Origin of the sequence: Cellulomonas chitinilytica, from assembly GCF_016862675.1 — a bacterium.
Taxonomy (GTDB): domain Bacteria; phylum Actinomycetota; class Actinomycetes; order Actinomycetales; family Cellulomonadaceae; genus Cellulomonas; species Cellulomonas chitinilytica.
In genome coordinates, this window is record NZ_BONK01000010.1 from 170190 (window position 1) to 188326 (window position 18137).

The window sequence follows — 18137 nt, forward strand, 5'->3', positions numbered from 1 at the left end:
ACCGTACGGCCTGCGAGGCGAGGCGGGGCCGTCACCCCTGCACCCGCTCCAGCCACGACGACGACAGGCTCTCGTCCTCCAGGTCGAGCTCCCGCATCATCCGCCGCATCACGGTCTCGTCGAGCTCCCCGGCGTCCCGCCGTTCCATGAGGACCTCCCGCTGCACGGCGACGATCTGCCGCCGCAGCTTCTGGGCCCTCCGCGACTCCTCCTTCCCCGGCAGCCGGCCGTCCACGCGCGGCCCGGCGAGCGGTCCGAGCCCCCGGGTGCTCTCGGACACGTCGAGGTCGTCGGGCAGCAGCTCGTCGGCGTGGTCGGGGTCGAGCATCACGGCGGCCGCGGCGGCCCGTCCGCGCCAGGCGGCCGAGAGCCGCCCGATGGCCTCGTCGGCGTTCTCGGGTCCGACGATCGCCGCCCACGCCTCACGTCGGGACTCGAGCGCCTGCTGCACGGCCTCGGCGGTCGCGACCCGCGTGGCGGCCTCCTGCGCGGCGTCCCTGGCGGCCTCGTCGGCGGAGCCGACCCGCAGCCGCCGGATCACCCAGGGCAGGGTGAGCCCCTGCACCAGGAGCGTCCCGAGCGCGACGGTGTACGCGGCGAGCTGGATGGTGGCCCGCTCGGGGAAGGGCGCGCCACCGAGCGTCACGGGGATGGCGGCGGCCGCGGCGAGCGTGACGACGCCGCGCATCCCGGCCCACGAGACGACCGCGGACTCCCGCGCGGAGAGCGAGTCGTGGGCGGGTCGGTGGCTGCCGCGCAGCCGGAGGTGGTCGAACCGCGCGGTGACGAAGATGTACGCGGGCCGCACGAGGATCGCCGTGAGCAGCACCAGGAGCGAGACGGCGACGCCGTGCGCGAGCCCCTGGTCGGAGGCGACGACGTCGCGGATGACCCAGGGCAGCTGGACGCCGATGAGGGCGAACGTGAACGACTCGAGCAGGATGTCGAGCGTCGACCAGATGGGCTCCTCGTAGAGCCGGGTCGCGTAGCCGGCGCGGGGCGAGGTGTGCCCGAGGTACAGCCCGGCGGTGACGACGGCGAGCACGCCGGACCCGCTGACGGCCTCGGCGAACCAGTACGCGGCGAACGGGGTGAGCAGCCCGATCGCGGACGCGACGACGGGGTCGTCGAGGTGCAGCCGGACCTGGTGCACGACCCAGCCGAGCACGAGGCCCACGCCGACGCCGACGACCACGGCCAGGCTGAAGGTCTTCACGGCGTCGCCGAGCAGCCAGGCGCCGGTGGAGACGCCGACCAGCGCCACCTTGTAGAGCGTGAGCGACGTGGCGTCGTTGATGAGGCTCTCGCCGGACAGCAGGGTCATCACGCGCCGCGGCAGCCCGAGCCGCCGGCCCACGGCAGCGGCGGCGACCGCGTCGGGCGGCGCGACGACGGCGCCGAGCACGAGCGCGGCGGCGAAGGGCACGGCGAGCTCGGAGGCCCAGAAGACGAGCGCGACGGCGACGGCGGACACCAGGACGAGCCCGACCCCGAGCCGGGTGATGGAGTTGAGGGACGCGCGGAAGTCCCGGTACGAGCTGGACAGCGCCGCGGAGTACAGCAGCGGCGGGAGCACGAACTCGAGCAGGACCTCGGAGTCGATCTCGTACCTCGGCACGCCGGGCACGAACGAGACGACGAGCGCGATCGCGACGATGACGAGGGGCGCCGGCCATCTCCGCCGGCGGCAGGCCGCCGCGACGAGCACGGCCCCGGCGACCAGCAGGAAGACCTCGACGTGGTGCACGGTGGTCGCCTCCGAGCCGTCGGGTGCAGGGCTGCTGCGACCTTACGAGCGGTGCACGGCGACCGCATGCTCCGGCGTCCCGGCCGGGGCGGAGGGCGCGCGACGGGGCCGGGGGACCGCGACCGCCGCCCCGGTCCCTGCGACGACGAGCCCGACGACGGCGAGCGCCGTGGGGAGCGAGGCGGGGATGCCGAGGTACACGGTGATCCCGAGGATCCGTGACAGCCCCCACGGCAGCAGCGCCATCTGGTCGTTCCACACGGTCAGTGCCCGTTCGAGCCCGATCCCGGCGACGGCCCCGGCGACGACGGCCAGCGTGAGCCCTCCGACGACGGCGGTCGCCCCGAGCGCGCGGGCGGGTCGCATCCCGTACGCCCGTCGGAGCACGAGGGCGACGACGACGAACAGCCAGCAGAACGCGGCGAACGCGACGGTGACGTACGCGGTGCGGGACGTCGGGTCGGTCCAGAACGCGAACCAGTAGCGCCCGGGCCCGCGGACGGCGAGCGCGACGAGCAGCACGACGGCCCGCAGCAGGACGACGCCGCCGAGCGCGGCCCACAGGTGGAACGGGTCGCGACGTCGCACGACGCAACGCAGCAGCACCGCGAGCAGCACCCACGCACCGACGGTGGCGAGCAGGTGCGCGGGTGCGGCGAACCAGGTGAAGACCGCGCGGCTCGTCACGAGCACGAGCGCGGGCAGCGCCCAGACCACGACCCGGTCCGTGCGGCTCGTCGGGGCCGCGACCTCACCCAGCCGCCACGGCCGGACGACCGCGACGAGCAGCGCACGCAGCGCGGCGGCACCGGGGGCGCGCCACCTCCGCTGCACCGCGGCGGACCCGAGCAGCAGCGCGGCGAGCGTCGCCGCGAGCAGCCCGCGCGCGAGCCACGCCATCGCCGGGTCGCGGTCGGCGCGCTCGCTGCCGAGGTCGGCGGCGGTGAAGTTGTACGCGGGCAGGGCGACGTCGCCGGTGTACCGGTCGACGTGCACGGCGCGGGCCGTGCGGTACTCCCGCTCGGCCTCCTGCCACTGCGCGTGTGCCGTCGCGCTCCCGGTGTCGAGCCACTGCGCGTGCCGGAGCACCGTCGCGCGGTAGGCGGCGAGGGTCTGCAGGAGGTCCGTCTCGTAGTCGAGGGCGTCGACTAAGGACCGGTACAGCTCGGGGGAGCGCCACGTCGCCGGGTCGGTCGCGGCGACCTCGTCGCGCATGGCGGCGGCGACCTGCGCCGCACGGGTGCCGTCGGCGAGCGAGCCGTCGAGGTCGTCGCGGCTGACGGCGTAGATGCTGTCGAGCGCTGCGGAGTCCCCGGTGACGATGTCCCACTCGAAGATCCACATCATGGGCGGCGGCTCGAGGCCGAGCGCCCGGACGCTCTGCTCCGCGTACGGCCCGATGTACAGCCCGCGCGTGACGGCCTCGCGGGAGCGGGCGAGGGCCGCGGTGACGACGTCGACGGTGGCGGGGTCGTCGGTCAGGGTCTGCCGGACCCAGTCGGCGGTGACCTGCGCGGGCGAGGCCGACGGGTCCTGGGCGAGCCGGGCGGCGCCGTAGGCGTTGAGGTCGTACAGCTGCCAGAACCCGGTGCGCAGGTACAGCGTCATCGGCCCGGCGCGCAGCGGGCCGCCGTCCTGGGTCCAGCTCCAGATGCCTTCGACGTGCGGGTTCGCGGCGAGGAACTCCTGCAGCGCCTGCGCGTGCTCGGCGACGAGGTCGTTCGGGAGTGCGCCGAACCCTTCGAACTCGCGGCGGGCCTGCAGCTCGACGATCCGCCGCTGCGTCCCGACGGAGAGCGTGGGGTTGAGCGGCAGGTGGCTGTAGAAGTCGCCCGCCGTGTACTTCGTCGAGACGACGAGGTGGGGGTCGTCGAGGTCGCCGAGGACCTCGTCGTACGACGCGGGGTCGGTGTGCAGGTCGCCGACGGCGCCGACCCCGACGGTCCACGTGCGGAAGATCAGGTCCTTGTCGTGCGCGCCGGCGGTGTCGAGGAGCGCCCGCAGCATCGTCCGGACCGCGGCCGGTGTCGTGACCGCGAGACGCGACGAGTAGTCCCACCCGGCCTGGTAGACGTCGCCGCCCTCGCCGATGCGCACCATGAGCCCGTCGACGAACGGCATCGCGTCGAACAGCTCGGACAGCCCCGCCTGGTAGACGGACCACAGCGCCGGGTTCTCGACGTCGAGCCCGCCGACCGTCCGGTCGAGGTACGCCTCCAGGGGCGGGGAGACGGCGAGCATGTCCGTGAGGAGGTACACGTGCATGCCCATGTCGTGCGCGTACCGGAACACGGGCCCGAACGCCTCGACCATCGCGGCGGCCCGCTCGACGTGCGGGTCGCCGGCGGGGTACACGCCGTCCACGGCACGGAACGACACGTACTCGAGGAATCCCGGGACGACGACGCCGTTGTACCCCTGCCGCAGCGCGTGCCGGACGAGCTGGCGGAACTGGGCGTCGATCCGCGCGACGGCGGCGGCGTCGACCCACGGCGCGGCGGGCAGCACGGCCCCGGCGACGACGTCGGTGTTGAGCGAGTAGTCGTCCCCGGCGGCGAACGCCTCCTCGTCGGCCTCGCGCCCGACGGAGCCGGAGTCGGTGAGCCGGAGCCCGAGGCGCGGCGACTGCGCGACCCCGTCGGTCCCGGGCGGCACGACGGCGGCGCCGGAGCGGATCCGGTCCGCGACCGCGTACAGCCCGGCGGCCGCGCCCTGCGCACCGGCGGCGTCCAGCACGTAGCGGCCGGCGGCGTCGCGGTGCACCCGGTAGGCCTCCGGGGACGGGTCGAACGCGGGCACGACGTGCACCGCGAGGTCGGCGTCGGCCGGTGCCGTGCCGGTGGTGACGGTCGGGGCGGGGAGCCCGCGGTCCGCCAGGGCGTCGCGCACGGCGGACGCCGCCAGCGCCACCCGCTCGCCCGCCGGGACGTCCAGGCTCGCGATCACGGGCGGGGGGACGGCTGGCGCCGGTGCGCCGCCCGTCCGCGCCGCCTCGGGGGTGCCGGCCGGCGAGAAGCTGAGCCCGAGCACCTGCCCGACGCCCACGGCCACGGCCGCGCCTAGCGCGAGGACGACGAGGGCCGCGACGAGCGACGGCCAGGCACGGGAGCGGGGCACCGGCGCAGTGTAGGAACGTGGCCTGGGCAGATGTGGCTCAGGTCACACCAGCCCGACGCGTGCGAGGCCCCGACCTGCGCGAACGCCGGAGGGGGTCACGGACCATTCACCCGGTCGCCCGTCGGTGCAGCGCCCGGCGCGGCCGTCCCGTCACCGTCCCGCATGGTGAGCAGACCCGTCCGCACGTTGACCCGGTCCCGCCCCCTTCCTACGGTGCGCCCGCACCCCGACCCGGTGCCGTCCGCCCGGACGCGCCGACCCCGAGGGCCAGCACCGTGACCGACCGCCAGACCCGGCTCGCCCTGTGGTGCTGCCTCGGCGCCGGCTTCGCGACGCTCGTCGACTCCGCGGTGCTCGGCTTCGCCGTGCCGAGCCTGTCGGAGCAGCTCGGTGCGAGCACCGCCCAGGTGCAGTGGCTGCTCGCGTCGTACTCGCTGACGTTCGGCCTGGGGCTCGTGCCGGGGGGCCGGCTCGGTGACGCCTACGGGCGGCGCGGGCTGTTCGTCGCCGGCCTGGTCGTGTTCGTCGTCGGCGGGTCCGTCGCAGCGGTGGCCGGCGGCATGTGGTGGGTCGTCGGCGGCCGGCTGGTCCAGGGGTTCGGCGCGGGCCTCATCAGCGCGCAGGTGCTCGGCATCATCCAGGACCTGTTCACCGGTCCCCGCCGGGTGCGTGCGCTCGCGGCCTACACGAGCGCGGGGGCCGCGGCCGCGCTGGTCGGGCCCCTGTCGGCGGCGACGCTGCTGGCGCTGCTCCCCGCGGGGTGGGGCTGGCGGGCGGTGCTGCTGATCAACGTCCCCTTCGCCGTCACGACGCTGGTCCTGGCGCTGCGCTTCGTGCCCCGGGCGCCTCGACGGGGCACCCGCCTCGACCTGGACGTCCCTGCCGTCGTCCTGCTCGGGGCGCTCGCCGTCCTGGTCACCCTGCCGGTCATCGACCCGGGCGCCCGACCGTCCGTGTGGGGCACCGCGGCCGTCGCCGTGCCCGTGCTGGTCGTCGTGCTCGTCGTCTGGGAACGGCGCTACGCCCGGCGGGGCCGGGTGGCCCTGTTCGCGCCCGCGCTGGTCCGGCAGCCGGGGTTCGTGACCGGGAACGCGGTCGCGCTGCTCTGGTTCGGGTCGGTCGTCGCGCACTCCACGGTCGTCACGCTCTTCCTCATCCAGGGCGCCCACGTGCCCGCGCTCGCCGTCGCGGTCGTGCTGCTGCCGTCGGCGGCGAGCCGTGTCGTCTCGTCCTCGCTCGCCGCCCGCGTCTTCGACCGCCGGGGCTCCCGGCTCGTCCCGGCCGCGCTGCTCGTGCACGTGGTGGCGCTGGCCGGGCTCGCGGCCGCCGTCGCGCGCGGGTCGGACGGCGTGCCGCTCCTGGTCGTCGTCGCGGTCGTCGAGGTGCTCATGGGGTTCGCGAGCGGCCTCGTCGAGCCGCCGTTGCGGGCCGTGACGCTCGGCTTCGCGCCGGCCGGGTTCCACGGCGTCGCCGCGTCGTTCCTGCAGCTCACGCAGCGGCTGTCGGCGACGTTCTGCGTGGCGGTCGCCTCGGGCCTGCTCCTGCGTGGCCCGGACGCCGAGGTGACCTCGTCGTCGTTCGTCGTGTCCCTGCTGTTCTGCGGCGTGCTGCTGGTGCTCGCGGCGGGCGTCGGATCGACCCGGTGGCTGCACGGCGGGCCCCGCACGACGGGACGGACCGACGCCTCGGCCGACCTGGCGCCCGTGCACGGCCCGCCGGACGGCGCCGACGCGGCGGGCGCCGACACCCCCGCGCAGATCCCCGTCGGCTAGCGCGCCGCCGCACCCGCCCCCGCACCCGCCGCTGCCGCCGCGGCACCCGCCGGCTGCCACCCGAGCCGCGGCGCCACGAGCGTCGCGACGTCGTGCAGGATCTGCTCGTAGTCGCCGGCCGTGAGCTCGTACGGCAGCTCGAGCCGCAGCTCGTCGACCTCGCCGACGGCGGCGTCCTCGAGGATCCGCTCGACGATCTCGTCGCTGCTGCCGACGAGGTCGGGCGCGAACAGCGTCCGCCGCGGCCCGACGGGCGCCAGGGTGCGCTCGTGCCGGCTCCGCGCGTACTCGCGGTACCGCTCCCGGGTCGCCCGGTCGGCGCCGTCGGTCGGCACGACGACCCGTCCGAGCGCGACGCGCGGCGCGTGTGCGCCCGCCCACGCGGCACGGAACGCCGCGAGGTTGGCGCGCTGCGCGGCGACGAAGTCGCCCGTCCCCTCCCCGGCCACGATGTTCCCGGTGAGCAGGTGCAGCCCGTGCTCGGCCGCCCACAGCGTGGAGCGGCGCGACGCGGCGCCGTACCAGAGGCGCTCCACCAGGCCGGGGCTGTGCGGCTGCAGGCGCGGGCGCTGGACGTTGCCCGGCGAGACGATGCGGGTGTCCTCGTCGCCGAGGTAGGTGCCCCGCAGCCCGTCGGCGAGCCGCTCGATGCGGGCGTGCGAGAAGTCGACGTCCCGCCAGTCGCCGTCGAACACCTTCTCGCCGAGCAGCTCGACGTGCGGCGGTGTGCCCGCGCTGAGCCCGGCCTGCAGGCGGCCGCGCGACAGCACGTCGACCGTCGCGAGGTCCTCGCCGAGCCGGAACGGGCTCTCGTACCCGATCGGGATGACGGCCGTGCCGAGCTCGATCGTGGTGGTCCGCTGCGTCGCGGCGGCGAGGAACGTCGCGGCCGACGAGATGCCGTGCTCGAGATGACGCTGCCGGACCCATGCCCCCTGGAACCCGAGCCGCTCGCCGGTCGCGAACAGCGCCAGCGTCGACTCCAGGCCCGTGCGCGGGTCGTCGTCGAGGAAGTTGCCCGGCGTGAGGAACGCGAGCGAGCGGATCGTGGGCATGGCGGCGGGCTCCTGACGGTCGGGGCTGCGGAGAGTAGGGAGCCGTCCTCGACGGGTCAACGACGTCGCCCGTCGTCCCGGATCGTGAGAGAGCGCCGTGGCGGCCCGCCGCTCGGGGCGGACGTGACCGCCGCCACCCCGGCCCGCAGGTGGCCGACCCTCAGCCGGCCCTCAGCCGGCCCGCGGCCGGCCCGTCGGCGTCACGAGCACACGACCCCGACGCACTGCGGCGCGTTGCCGTTGCGCCTGGCGGTGTTGCCGCCCAGGTCGGTGGCGCCCGGGGCGTAGATGCCCCAACCCGTGTTGGCCCGCGCGTCGTTGCCGCCGATGCTGACCGACGCGCCCGCGTTCTCGAGCCGCAGGCCGTCGCCGTTGAGCCGGAACGTGTTGTCCCGGACGACGGCGCTCGGCTCGTCCCACTCGCCGGCGTCCAGGACCACCGTGGTCTGGTTGCCGCGGAACGTGCTCGACGTGATCGTCCCCCCGAACGGGCCCACGATCACGGCGGTGGCGTTCCCGACGAACGTCGAGCCGGAGATCTCCGACGACGCGCCGCGACCGTCGAACGCCACGTCCGAGCCGCTGAGCCGGCTGTCCGTCATGGTGATCCCGCTGACCACACCGCCGCTGACGACGGCCTGGGGGTTCTCGACGAACGCCGACCGACTGATCGTCGCTCCTGCCTCGGTGGCGATGAGCGCCCGGTCGTTGCGCACGAACCCTGTGTCGGTGACGGTGACGGACGAACCGGTGTCGCCCCAGTACCCGACCGCGTTGCCCGTGAAGGTGGTGCGGTCGATGGTGACGACGATCAGCTGGGCGGTCATCGCGGCGGTGCGGTTGTCGGTGAACGCCGAGCGGGTGACCGTCACCGACTTCGCGCCGATGCCCCCGTCGCCGTTCCCGTCGATCCCCATGCCGTTGTCGCGGAACGTGACCCGGTCGACCGTGAGGGGGCCCGGTCCGGGGCCGTCCCAGTCCACCAGGGTCCGCACCGCGGTGTCCCACCCCGTGAGCGTGCCGTTCGTGACCTTCGCGGTACCCGTGGAGGTCACCGACAGGCCCACGCCACCGGCCGTGCTCCGCAGGGTGTGGCCCCGCAGGTCCAGGTCGACGTCGGCGGCCAGGGTCAGGCCGTCGCCGGCGCACACGAGGTCGGACCGCAGCACCGTGTCGACCGTGAGCGTCGACCCGCACGCAGGTCGGGCGGGTGTCGCGCTCGCGGGAGCCGCGACCAGGACGGCGGCGCTCACGAGCGCCAGGCAGGACAGGACGGCCGGGACGCGCACGGGCACCTCCACGAGGGGTCGGGCGTGGTGCGGATGGAGCGGTCGTGAATCGATGCCCACTATGCCCGGGTTTGCCCCGTTGCGGCTGGGGAGGGGCGGGCGAAAATGCGCCCACGACGTCTCGTCCCCACGGGGGAGGAGTCCGTTCGACCGGCGTGGCCGTGACGGACCACTGCCTGGTCACACTGTGTGCCCGCGAAAGGACTCGAACCTTCGACCTTCTGCTCCGGAGGCAGACGCTCTATCCACTGAGCTACGCGGGCGTTTCACGCGAGTCGCCTCGCGCGGTGCACGACACTACCAGCCCGTCAGCGTTCCCCCAGCAGCGCGGACAGGTACTGGCTCGTCTCGTCGACCGCGGCGCGGTCGTCACCCGCGACGATGGCCTCGACGAGCCCGTCGTGCGCGTCGAACCCGTGGGTGTCGGTGACGAAGTTGAACCGGATGTTCTCGCCGATGGCGTCGAGCAGGTTCTCGTAGAGGGTGACGAGCACGGGGTTGCCGGCGGTCCGGACGATCGCCCGGTGCAGGTCGAGGTCGGTGACGACCATCCGGTCGAGGTCCCCGGACCGGTACGCGGCGGCGCGCTCGTCGCGGCGGTCGAGCAGCGCGGCGGCGTCCGTCGAGGTCCGCCGACGGGCGGCCAGCCGGGCGGCCTCCATCTCGAGGGCCCGGCGCACCTCGATGACGTCCCGCTGCCGGGCGTCGGCGATGTGCCGGCCCATGGACACGGCGAGCTCGGACGTCGACAGCACGTACGTGCCGGAGCCCTGGCGGCGTTCGAGGAGGCCCGCGTGCACGAGCGACTGGACGGCCTCGCGGACGGTGTTCCGTCCGACGCCGAGCAGGTCGACGAGCGCGGGTTCGGGAGGGATCCGCGCCCCGACCGGCCAGTCGCCGGCGGTGATGCGGCTGCGGATCTCGTCGACGGCGGTGTCGATCAGACCGGTGCGACGCGCCATCCGGTCAGGCTCCGTGTCCAGGCATGCCGTGCAGTCAACACCGGCGAGGCATGCCTGTGCTAGACCTCCGACCAGGGGACATGGTCCGCGGGCAGGCCGACGACGGGCGGCCGATAGACTCCCGGCAAGTGGAGTCCTCCCAGCCCGTGACCTCTCGACCCGTGTGGCGCGGCCGGCTCGTGGTCCTCGCCGGCATCGTCCTCGTGGCCCTCAACCTGCGGGTCGCCGTCGCGGCCGTGTCGCCGATCCTGGCGGTCGTCCGCGAGGACGTCGCCCTCTCGGCGGGCGAGGTCGGTCTGCTGGGCACGATCCCGGTCGTCTCGTTCGCGGTGTTCGGCTCGCTCGCGACGCCGTGCGCCCGGCGGGTGGGCCTCGAGCCGACGATGATCCTCGCGATGCTGCTGTCGGCGACGGGCGAGGTGGTCCGGGCGACGGTGTCGTCGGCGCCCGCGTTCCTGGCGTGGTCGGTGCTCGCGCTGGCGGGCATGGGCATGGGCAACGTGCTGCTCCCGCCGCTGGTGAAGCGGTACTTCCCGGACCGGATCGGGCTCGTCACCGCGGTGTACTCGGTGGCGCTCTCGTTCAGCACGGCCCTGCCGCCGCTGTTCGCGCTCCCGGTCGCGCAGCGGTACGGGTGGCGGGTCGCGATCGGCTGGTGGGCCGTCGTGGGCGTGGCCGCGGCGGTGCCGTGGGTCGTCGTGGTCGTCCGGTCGGTGACGGCACGTGCGCACCTGCGCGAGCTGCTGCGCCGCGCGCCCCGGCGGACGGGCGAGCAGGTGCTGGTGTCGCACGACCGCGGCGTCACGCGCCTCGTCTGGCGCTCGCCGCTCGCCTGGGCCCTGGCGGCGACGTGGGCGCTCAACACGACCGGCATGTACGTGCTGTTCGCGTGGCTGCCGGAGATCCTCGCCGACGCGGGCCTGGACCCGGCGGAGGGCGGCCGGTGGCTGGCGGTGGTCGCGATCATGGGTCTGCCCGCGGCGCTGCTCGGACCGGTGCTGACCGCGCGGATGCGCAACCCGTACCCGCTCGTCGTGTGCTTCCTCGCGTGCTGGGCCGTCGGGTACCTGGGCCTGTGGTTCGCGCCGACGCACGGCACGGCCGTGTGGATGGTGCTGCTCGGCATCGGCGGCGGCACGTTCCCCGTGTCGCTCGCGCTCATCGGGCTGCGCACCGCGACGCCCGCGATCGCCGTGACCCTGTCGGGCATGGTGCAGGGCGTCGGGTACGCGGTGGCGGGGCTGGGACCGGTCGGGATCGGCCTCCTGTACGACGCGACGGGCGGCTGGGACGTGCCGATCGCCGTGCTGCTCGGGCTGGTGCTCGTGCAGGCCGTCGTCGCGTGGCGCGCGTGCCGGCCGGACATGCTCGGCACGCCCGAGACCGCCGACGAGCCGGTGCCGGCGGAGGCCCGATAACCCGTCCGGCGGGCCGTCCGAGGTCCCCTACCCTTGACGGGTGACTCCCGCACAGCTCTCCGAGGCCCTGAAGGCCGCCCTGGTGCACGCCGTCGACGACGGCACGTTCGCTCTCGACGTCGCGGACATCCCCGCGACCGTGCACCTCGAGCGACCCCGGCAGCGCGAGCACGGCGACTGGGCGACGAACGTCGCGATGCAGCTCGGCAAGAAGGCCGGCACGAACCCGCGCGCGTTCGCGACCGAGCTGGCCGCCCGCCTGACCGACGTCGAGGGCATCGCGTCCGTCGAGGTCGCCGGGCCCGGGTTCCTCAACATCCGGCTCGACGCGGCCGCCGCGGGCGAGCTCGCCCGCACGGTCGTCGAGCAGGGCAGCGAGTACGGGCAGAACGAGACGTTCGCCGGCATCAAGGTCAACCTCGAGTTCGTCTCGGCCAACCCGACCGGCCCGCTGCACATCGGTGGCGTCCGCTGGGCGGCCGTCGGCGACAGCCTGGCCCGCGTGCTCCAGGCGTCCGGCGCCGAGGTGGCCCGCGAGTACTACTTCAACGACCACGGCGCGCAGATCGACCGCTTCGCGCGCTCGCTCGTCGCCCGCGCGCTCGGCCAGCCCGCGCCGGAGGACGGCTACGGCGGCTCGTACATCACCGAGATCGCGGAGCAGGTCGTCGCGGACTCCCTCGCCGCCGGCGAGCCGGACCCGCGCGAGCTGCCGACGGCCGACGCGACCGAGGCGTTCCGTGCCCGGGGCGTCGAGCTGATGTTCGGCGAGATCAAGCAGTCGCTGCACGACTTCGGCGTCGACTTCGACGTGTACTTCCACGAGGACTCGCTGCACGAGTCGGGTGCCGTCGAGCACGCGGTGGCGCGCCTGCGCGAGGGCGGCCACGTGTTCGACGCCGACGGCGCCGTGTGGCTGCGCACCACGGACTTCGGCGACGACAAGGACCGCGTCATCGTGAAGTCGGACGGTCAGGCCGCGTACATCGCGGGCGACATCGCCTACTACCTCGACAAGCGCGAGCGCGGCTTCGACCGGGTCGTCATCATGCTCGGCGCCGACCACCACGGGTACATCGGCCGGATGATGGCCGTGTGCGCGGCGTTCGGCGACACCCCGCACGAGAACCTCGAGATCCTCATCGGGCAGATGGTCAACCTCGTCAAGGACGGCCAGCCGGTCCGGATGTCGAAGCGCGCCGGCACGGTCCTGACGATCGACGACCTGGTCGACGCGGTCGGCGTGGACGCGGCCCGGTACGCCCTGGCCCGCTCGTCGGCGGACTCGAGCATCGACCTGGACCTCGACCTGCTGGCGAGCGCGAAGAACGAGAACCCCGTGTTCTACGTCCAGTACGCGCACGCCCGCACGGTCAACGTGGGCCGCAACGCGGCGGACGCGGGCGTGGCCAAGGAGGACGGGTTCGACGCGTCGCTGCTCGACCACGAGTCCGAGGCCGTGCTGCTCGGCCAGATCGCCGAGCTGCCGCGCGTCGTCGCCCAGGCCGCCGAGCTGCGCGAGCCGCACCGGGTCGCCCGCTACCTCGAGGAGCTGGCCGGGGCGTACCACAAGTGGTACGACCAGCGCCGGGTCACGCCGTTCGGCGACGAGGAGGTCTCGGACGTGCACCGCACGCGGCTGTGGCTCAACGACGCCACCCGCCAGGTGCTCGCCAACGGCCTCGCCCTGCTGGGTGTGAGCGCGCCGGAGCGCATGTGAGCACGATCCCCGGCGAGCCCTGGTCCCGGGGGGTCGCCCGGTCGTCCGAGGGTGTCGTGTCCGTCGGCGGGGTCGACGTCCACGCGCTCGCGGCCGGCCACGGCACGCCCGCCTACGTGCTCGACGAGGCCGACCTGCGCGAGCGTGCGACGGCGTACCGGCGTGCCTTCGAGACCGCGTTCGCCGAGGTGGGCGCCGGTGTCGACGTGTACTACGCCGGCAAGGCGTTCCTGTCGGTCGCGGTCGCCCGCTGGGTCCACGAGGAGGGCCTGCGGGTCGACACCGCGTCCGGCGGCGAGCTCGCGGTCGCGCTGCGCGCGGGCGTCCCGGGGGCGCACCTCGGCCTGCACGGCAACAACAAGTCGGACGACGAGCTGGTCGCCGCCCTCGACGCGGGCGTCGGCCGGATCATCGTCGACTCCCTCGTCGAGATCGACCGCCTCGCCGACCTGGTGAAGCGCCGCGGGGGAGACCCGGCGCCCGTGATGGTGCGCGTGACCACGGGCGTGCACGCGGGGGGCCACGAGTACATCTCGACGGCGCACGAGGACCAGAAGTTCGGCCTGTCGCTCGCGGCCGACGAGGGTGCCGACAGCCCGGCGGTCACCGCGATGCTCGCCGTCCTGGCCCGGCCCGAGCTGCACCTGCTCGGCATCCACTCGCACATCGGGTCGCAGATCCTCGACCCGTCCGGGTTCGAGGTGGCGGCGCGCGCCGTCCTCACGCTGCGCGCGCACCTCGCGGAGCGCACCGGCGTGCTCGTCGACGAGGTCGACCTGGGCGGCGGCTACGGCATCGCCTACCTGCCGGGCGAGGTCGCGCTCGACCCCGACCGGATCGCCAAGGACGTCGCGGCGTCGGTCGCGGCGGCCGCCAGCGAGCTCGGCACCGCGCTGCCGCGGTTCTCGATCGAGCCGGGCCGCGCCATCGTCGGTCCCGCGGGCCTCACGCTGTACACGGTCGGCACGGTCAAGCCGGTCCGGCTGGACGACGGCCGGGTGCGCACCTACGTGTCCGTCGACGGCGGGATGAGCGACAACATCCGTCCCGCGCTGTACGGCGCGCAGTACCACGCGGAGATCGTCGGCCGCGTCTCCACCGCGGAGCCGGTCCTCGCGCGCGTGGTCGGCAAGCACTGCGAGAGCGGCGACATCGTGGTCCACGAGGTGCGGCTCCCGGGCGACGTGCGCGCGGGCGACCTGCTCGCCGTCCCGGCGACGGGCGCGTACGGCCGGTCGATGGCGTCGAACTACAACCTGCTCGCGCGCCCACCCGTGGTCGCGGTGCGTGACGGGGCGTCGCGCGTCCTGGTCCGTCGTGAGACGGTCGACGACCTGCTCGCGCTCGACGAGGGCTGACCCCGAGCCGCCCACAGCCTCGCCTCTCCGACCGGCCGCTCCCACTGGTCGGACCGTGCGGCCCAGCAGGTGGACGGCACCCCTATCCTGAGGGCGCCCGCCCCGGGATCGTCGGGGACGGTGCCCGACCCCGTCTGGAGGCAGCCACCCGTGTCTGCGCCCTCGTCGCCCGCCGACGTCCGCCCGGCCCTGCGCGTCGCCGTCCTGGGGTGCGGGGTCGTCGGCACCGAGGTCGTCCGGCTGCTCACCACGCAGGCCGACGACCTGGCCTCACGGGTCGGGGCGAGGCTCGAGCTCGTCGGCGTCGCGGTCCGGGACGTCGACGTGCCGCGTGACCCGGTGGTGGACCGTGCGCTGCTGACGGCGGACGCCGAGGGCCTGGTCGAGAAGGCCGACGTCGTCGTCGAGCTGATGGGCGGCCTGCAGCCCGCCAAGGACCTCCTGCTGCGCGCCATCGAGCACGGCGCCTCGGTGGTCACGGCCAACAAGGCGCTGCTCGCCCAGGACGGCCCGGTGCTGTACGCGGCGGCCGACGCCGCCGGGGTCGACCTCTACTTCGAGGCCGCCGTCGCGGGCGCCATCCCGATCGTCCGCCCCGTGCGCGAGTCCCTCGCGGGCGACCACGTGCGCCGCGTGCTCGGCATCGTCAACGGCACCACGAACTACGTGCTCGACCGGATGGCCACCGAGGGTCTCGACCTCGAGCAGGCCGTCAAGGAGGCCCAGTCGCTCGGCTACGCCGAGGCGGACCCGACGGCCGACGTCGAGGGCTACGACGCCGCCGCGAAGGCCGCGATCCTCGCCTCGCTCGCGTTCCACACGCGGGTCTCGCTCGACGACGTGGCGCGCGAGGGCATCACCTCGGTCACGGCGGACGACGTCGCGTGGGCCGAGCGCACCGGGTACGTCATCAAGCTCCTCGCCATCGCCGAGCGCGGCGAGACCGCGGCCGAGGACGGCTCGACGACCGCCGGCATCCAGGTCCGCGTGCACCCGGCGCTGGTCCCGGCCGGGCACCCCCTGGCCGGCGTCCGCGGCGCGTTCAACGCGGTGTTCGTCGAGGCGGAGGCGGCCGGCGAGCTCATGTTCTACGGGCGTGGCGCGGGCGGGCAGCCCACCGCGTCGGCCGTGCTCGGCGACGTCGTCTCGGTCGCCCGGCACCGCGTGCTCGGCGGCCGCGGCCCGGTCGAGTCGTCGTACGCGGCGCTCCCGGTCCTGCCCGCGTCGGCGGCCCGCACCCGCTACCAGATGCGGCTCGAGGTCGCGGACCGCCCGGGCGTCCTCGCCCAGGTCGCCGCGGTCCTGGCCGGCCGTGAGGTGTCGATCGAGTCGGTCCGCCAGACGCCGAAGGGCGAGGGCAGGGTCGTCACCGACGTCGCCATGCTCGTCATCACCACGCACACCGCCACCGAGCACGCGCTGCGCAGCACGGTCGAGGCCATCGAGGCGCTCGACGTGGTGCGACGTGTCGTGTCCGTCCTGAGAGTCGAAGGAGCCTGATGGCCCACCAGTGGCGCGGGATCGTCGCCGAGTACGCCGACCGCCTGCCCGCGCACGTGCAGGAGACCGTCGTGACGCTGGGGGAGGGTGGCACGCCGCTCGTCCCGGCACCGGTGCTGTCCGACCGGACGGGGGCGGAGGTGTTCGTCAAGGTCGAGGGCATGAACCCGACGGGCTCGTTCAAGGACCGCGGCATGACGACGGCGATCTCCGCCGCCGCCGGCCGCGGCGCGAAGGCCGTCGTCTGCGCGTCGACCGGCAACACGTCGGCGAGCGCCGCCGCCTACGCCACGCGTGCCGGCATGATCTGCGCGGTGCTCGTGCCGGACGGCAAGATCGCGATGGGCAAGCTCAGCCAGGCCATCGCGCACGGCGCCCGGCTGCTCCAGGTGGACGGCAACTTCGACGCCTGCCTCGTCGCCGCCCGCAAGCTCGCCGAGGCGTACCCGGTCGAGCTCGTGAACTCGGTGAACCCGGACCGCATCGAGGGCCAGAAGACGGCGTCCTTCGAGATCGTGGACGCGCTCGGCGACGCCCCGGACATCCACGTCCTGCCCGTCGGCAACGCGGGCAACATCACCGCGTACTGGAAGGGCTTCCGCGAGTACGCGGGCCTCGACGCGGGCGCGGCGCACCCCGCCGTCGCGACGCGGACGCCGGTCATCTGGGGCTTCCAGGCCGCGGGCGCCGCCCCGATCGTCGCGGGCTACCCGATCGACGAGCCCGAGACCATCGCCACGGCGATCCGCATCGGCAACCCGGCGTCCTGGGCGCAGGCGGAGGACGCGCGCGACACGTCGGGCGGCCTCATCGAGGCCGTGACCGACGAGCAGATCCTCGCCGCCCACCGCGTGCTCTCGGCCGAGGTCGGCGTGTTCGTCGAGCCCGCGTCCGCCGCGGGCGTGGCCGGCGTGCTCGCGCTCGCCGAGGCCGGCCGCGTGCCGCAGGGTGCGCGCATCGTCATCACGGTGACGGGCCACGGGCTCAAGGACCCGCAGTGGGCCCTGCGCACGCCGGACGGCAGCGACGTGCAGCCCGTCCGGGTCTCCGCGGACGTGGTGTCGATCGCGTCCGCGCTCGGCCTGGACTGACCGCCGTGCGCCTGGGGGCGGACCGGGTCCGCGTGCGGGTCCCCGCGACGAGCGCCAACCTCGGACCGGGCTTCGACGCGCTCGGCGTGGCCCTGGCCCTGCACGACGAGCTCGAGGTCCGCGCGCTCGGCACGCCGGGCGTCACCGTGGAGGTGACCGGCGAGGGTGAGGGCGAGGTCCCCGACGACGAGACGCACCTCGTCGTCCAGGCCCTGCGCGCGGCGCTCGACCACGTCGGCGCCCCGCAGACCGGCCTGCACCTGGTCTGCCACAACCGGATCCCGCACGGCCGCGGCCTCGGGTCGTCCGCCGCGGCGGTCGTCGCGGGCATCGTCGCCGCGCGCGAGCTCGTCGCGGAGCCGGACGCGCTGCCCGACGAGACCGTGCTCGCCCTCGCGACCGCGATGGAGGGGCACCCGGACAACGCCGCCCCCGCGATCCTCGGCGGCGCGACCGTCGCGTGGACGGAGACGGGGACGGGTGTCGTCCGGGCGTCGCGGATCGCGGTCCACCCCGACGTGGTCCCGGTGGCCGTCGTCCCGTCGGTCCAGCTGTCCACGAAGGCGGCGCGGGGCGTGCTGCCGCGCACGGTGCCGCACGTCGACGCCGCGTTCCAGGCGGGCCGGGCGGCGCTGCTCGTCCAGGCGCTCGGGTCGGACCCGTCGCTGCTGCTGGCCGGCACCGAGGACCGGCTGCACCAGGAGTACCGGCGCTCCGTCATGCACGACTCGATGGCGCTCGTCGACGTCCTGCGCGCCCGGGGCGTCGCGGCGGTCGTCTCGGGGGCGGGCCCGACGGTCCTCGCGCTGGCCCGTCGGGTGGGCGCCGGGCCGGGACCCGACGGCGTCGTGCGCACCGATGCGGACGCCGCCCTGGAGGCGGCGTTCGGCGGTGTGATGGGCGGCTGGCGCATCCTGCCGCTGCCCGTGGACACCGGCGGAGCGAGCGGAGAGAGGGCCGCCGCGACGCCGCGACGGCCGAACGGGTGAAAGCCGTTCCCGCCCGTCAGGCGCCCAGGGCGAGGGGCCGACAGTGGTAGCATCGACGCGTTCCCCGGACATCGTCCTCCGGGTCACCCGCGCCGTTCCGTGCCCGGGTGTCCAGCGCG

The 18137-nt window shown here is 74.9% G+C and carries 12 protein-coding genes and 1 tRNA gene; 7 read left to right on the top strand and 6 right to left on the bottom strand.

Translation table 11 applies throughout. The features are described from left to right. Positions 1 to 31: 31 nt before the first annotated feature. Positions 32 to 1747 carry a cation:proton antiporter gene (locus Cch01nite_RS15105; protein ID WP_203756685.1) on the bottom strand — a complete coding sequence of 572 codons (1716 nt, stop codon included), beginning with the start codon at positions 1745 to 1747 and terminating at the stop codon, positions 32 to 34. Between the two features lie 42 nt (positions 1748 to 1789). Then, positions 1790 to 4864 carry a hypothetical protein gene (locus Cch01nite_RS15110; protein ID WP_203756688.1) on the bottom strand — a complete coding sequence of 1025 codons (3075 nt, stop codon included), beginning with the start codon at positions 4862 to 4864 and terminating at the stop codon, positions 1790 to 1792. 275 nt (positions 4865 to 5139) lie between these two features. On the opposite strand from Cch01nite_RS15110, the gene Cch01nite_RS15115 reads away from it, so the two are divergent. Further along, positions 5140 to 6636 carry an MFS transporter gene (locus Cch01nite_RS15115; protein ID WP_203756690.1) on the top strand — a complete coding sequence of 499 codons (1497 nt, stop codon included), beginning with the start codon at positions 5140 to 5142 and terminating at the stop codon, positions 6634 to 6636. Here the strand turns inward: Cch01nite_RS15115 and Cch01nite_RS15120 are convergent. From Cch01nite_RS15120 to Cch01nite_RS15135, 4 genes are all read right to left on the bottom strand, one after another. Further along, positions 6633 to 7691, bottom strand: coding sequence for an LLM class flavin-dependent oxidoreductase (locus tag Cch01nite_RS15120; RefSeq protein WP_203756702.1), 1059 nt, complete (start codon positions 7689 to 7691; stop codon positions 6633 to 6635). The genes Cch01nite_RS15115 and Cch01nite_RS15120 overlap by 4 nt on opposite strands. A gap of 200 nt (positions 7692 to 7891) precedes the next feature. After that, on the bottom strand, positions 7892 to 8980 hold the full coding sequence (locus Cch01nite_RS15125; protein ID WP_203756710.1) for a right-handed parallel beta-helix repeat-containing protein: 1089 nt from the start codon (positions 8978 to 8980) through the stop codon (positions 7892 to 7894). 190 nt (positions 8981 to 9170) lie between these two features. Next, positions 9171 to 9243: transfer RNA gene (locus tag Cch01nite_RS15130), tRNA-Arg, on the bottom strand. Between the two features lie 45 nt (positions 9244 to 9288). Further along, on the bottom strand, positions 9289 to 9942 hold the full coding sequence (locus tag Cch01nite_RS15135; RefSeq protein ID WP_203756713.1) for a FadR/GntR family transcriptional regulator: 654 nt from the start codon (positions 9940 to 9942) through the stop codon (positions 9289 to 9291). 128 nt (positions 9943 to 10070) lie between these two features. Between Cch01nite_RS15135 and Cch01nite_RS15140 the strand changes: the two genes are divergently transcribed. The 6 genes from Cch01nite_RS15140 (at position 10071) to thrB (ending at position 18018) form a co-directional block, all read left to right on the top strand. Further along, complete coding sequence (locus tag Cch01nite_RS15140; protein WP_239070651.1) at positions 10071 to 11360, top strand: MFS transporter; 1290 nt, start codon at positions 10071 to 10073, stop codon at positions 11358 to 11360. Positions 11361 to 11400: 40 nt separating this feature from the next. Beyond that, complete coding sequence (argS, locus tag Cch01nite_RS15145) at positions 11401 to 13080, top strand: arginine--tRNA ligase (RefSeq protein ID WP_203756719.1); 1680 nt, start codon at positions 11401 to 11403, stop codon at positions 13078 to 13080. 5 nt (positions 13081 to 13085) lie between these two features. Continuing rightward, positions 13086 to 14438, top strand: coding sequence for a diaminopimelate decarboxylase (gene lysA / locus Cch01nite_RS15150; protein ID WP_373309945.1), 1353 nt, complete (start codon positions 13086 to 13088; stop codon positions 14436 to 14438). A 150-nt stretch (positions 14439 to 14588) separates the two neighbouring features. Then, positions 14589 to 15938: a homoserine dehydrogenase gene (locus Cch01nite_RS15155; protein ID WP_203756729.1), complete on the top strand. Its 1350-nt coding sequence runs from the start codon at positions 14589 to 14591 to the stop codon at positions 15936 to 15938. After that, positions 15938 to 17029, top strand: a complete 1092-nt coding sequence (gene thrC / locus Cch01nite_RS15160) for a threonine synthase (protein WP_203756732.1) — start codon at positions 15938 to 15940, stop codon at positions 17027 to 17029. Before Cch01nite_RS15155 ends, thrC begins: the two co-directional genes overlap by 1 nt. 5 nt (positions 17030 to 17034) lie before the next feature. Further along, positions 17035 to 18018, top strand: a complete 984-nt coding sequence (gene thrB / locus Cch01nite_RS15165) for a homoserine kinase (protein ID WP_203756734.1) — start codon at positions 17035 to 17037, stop codon at positions 18016 to 18018. The last annotated feature ends 119 nt before the right edge of the window (positions 18019 to 18137 follow it).

Excerpts from the sequence above, each read along its gene's own strand:
- Cch01nite_RS15120 (WP_203756702.1), bottom strand. The coding sequence starts at position 7,691 with ATGCCCACGATCCGCTCGCTCGCGTTCCTCACGCCGGGCAACTTCCTC.
- Cch01nite_RS15135 (WP_203756713.1), bottom strand. The coding sequence starts at position 9,942 with ATGGCGCGTCGCACCGGTCTGATCGACACCGCCGTCGACGAGATCCGC.
- thrC (WP_203756732.1), top strand. The coding sequence starts at position 15,938 with ATGGCCCACCAGTGGCGCGGGATCGTCGCCGAGTACGCCGACCGCCTG.